The 1,673-nt window shown below is 33.0% G+C and carries 3 protein-coding genes; all 3 read right to left on the bottom strand.

The window, feature by feature from the left end:
* Positions 1–234: 234 nt before the first annotated feature.
* The 3 genes from D3H55_RS23555 to D3H55_RS23545 all read right to left on the bottom strand — a co-directional run bounded on the left by D3H55_RS23555 (position 235) and on the right by D3H55_RS23545 (position 1,501).
* On the bottom strand, positions 235–438 hold the full coding sequence (locus D3H55_RS23555) for a hypothetical protein (RefSeq protein WP_119549763.1): 204 nt from the start codon (positions 436–438) through the stop codon (positions 235–237).
* A 160-nt stretch (positions 439–598) separates the two neighbouring features.
* The gene (gene lepB / locus D3H55_RS23550) at positions 599–1,141 is read right to left on the bottom strand and encodes a signal peptidase I (protein ID WP_119549762.1); all 543 of its coding nucleotides are present in this window, start codon (positions 1,139–1,141) and stop codon (positions 599–601) included.
* A gap of 138 nt (positions 1,142–1,279) precedes the next feature.
* Positions 1,280–1,501 (bottom strand): hypothetical protein, encoded by a 222-nt coding sequence (locus D3H55_RS23545; RefSeq protein WP_119549761.1) that lies wholly within the window; start codon positions 1,499–1,501, stop codon positions 1,280–1,282.
* Positions 1,502–1,673: the final 172 nt, after the last annotated feature.

Here is a 1,673-nt window from a genome sequence, read left to right as displayed (position 1 = left end):
CAAATGACTCTGGGTTTTTATGTCTTTATTATCTTCTTATTCTGTTAAAGCCTCCGATAGTTTAAGTGTATCTGTTCACAAACTTTTAAAAAAAGTAAGTTCTTCATTAGCCTATATCTCCAAATAAAATAATCAACGCAAAAAATATTTACCAGAATATTTTTTGTTTAAATATAAAATTAAAGACAAACAAATAAGTCCCAAAATAATATAGGGAATTATAAAGTTTAGTAACTAAGGATTATACCAGTATTCAATTTGGCTCATTATTCCAATAATAACGCCAGTTAAGATTTGAACTCTGCCAACGTGTTTTGCATAAACAGGTAAATCTTTTTGAGGTATATTGTTCTTCATCCTTCTAGAAATAAATAGAGTCGGTTTTTTTTCAAATTGCCTTATCAAACCTACAACTATGAAATAAAAGCTAATAAGCATTTGAACCCTCCAACCAACCCTGTATTTAGTTCCGCTGTTATTATAGAAATAACCCGCAGGAAGTTTTACATTTAGATTAGACTTTCTTTCTTCCGTTAACCTGCCCTTTACTTGAACAAAGGACGTATGCTTTTTGCAAACGCCCCTCTTGTATATTTTCTCAATTTTTAATTATCCTTATATCATTAAACGGATAGAAAACAAAATTTGTAGTACCTATAACCTCTTCAATAGGAATTGCTCCTATTTGTCTGCTGTCTTTACTGAATCTTCTATTATCCCCCATTACAAATAGATGTCCCTCTGGTACAGTTGATTTTCCTACAGCCGTATCCTCTAATTTAAAGGAATTTGTCAAGTTACCTTCAGTGTTTTCTTTTTGCGTTTTTAAATAGGGTTCGTCATAGGGCTTTCCATTTATGAATAATGTATCATCTTTATACTCAATCTTATCACCTGGCAAGCCGATAACACGCTTAATATAATCCTGCTCTTCATTTGCGTGAAAAACGACAATATCAAACCTTTCTGGTTCACCTACTTTAGAAACAATCATTCGTTCTTGGTCGTGTAATGTAGTATTCATTGAAGCACCCTCGACTACAATGGGGGTTATTAAGAAGGAACGCACTATAAAGACAATTACTACTGCAAAGCCCAATGCTTTCATCCATTCTAAAACCTCATTTTTCTTTTCAACCATAACTGATTCTCCCTTTATTTAACTTTCATTGCCCATAACATAAATATTAGACGCTTTTAAATTAAGTTTAGTTTCGGAATTATTCCGTTAAACTGCCCTTTACTTGAAGAAAGGGGTAGTAGCCTACTTTTAATTCCCCTACCTAGCATTGTTAGTTTTTTTGGGGAATAAGTAAGAAGCCAATATTAAAACTATACCTATCGTAAACCCTGTCCAAGTCAGGGTAGTCAGTGTGCTGTAAGCCAAGTTTTGAGCTATTCCCGCTACTTCTAATATCACTCTTGTCACGGGGGTAAGTATCACTATTACAAATGCAACCCATTGAATAATATTACGCTTGCTGTTTTCTTTATTTTTCATAATAAACATCCTTTCAAAGTCTAGTGTTGATTAGACGAAAAATCAATAAATTAAGTTTTCAAACAATTCTGTTAACCTGCCCTTTCGTATTATAAGGTCAACCAGATTTATTATTTTTCTGGTTGACCTATTTTTTATAGGTTATTCTTTAGGTAGTCGGGGTAGGACGTAC

This window comes from Bacillus salacetis (assembly GCF_003581585.1).
Classification (GTDB): domain Bacteria; phylum Bacillota; class Bacilli; order Bacillales; family Bacillaceae_B; genus Rossellomorea; species Rossellomorea salacetis.
This window is presented reverse-complemented; position numbering and strand designations above follow the sequence as displayed.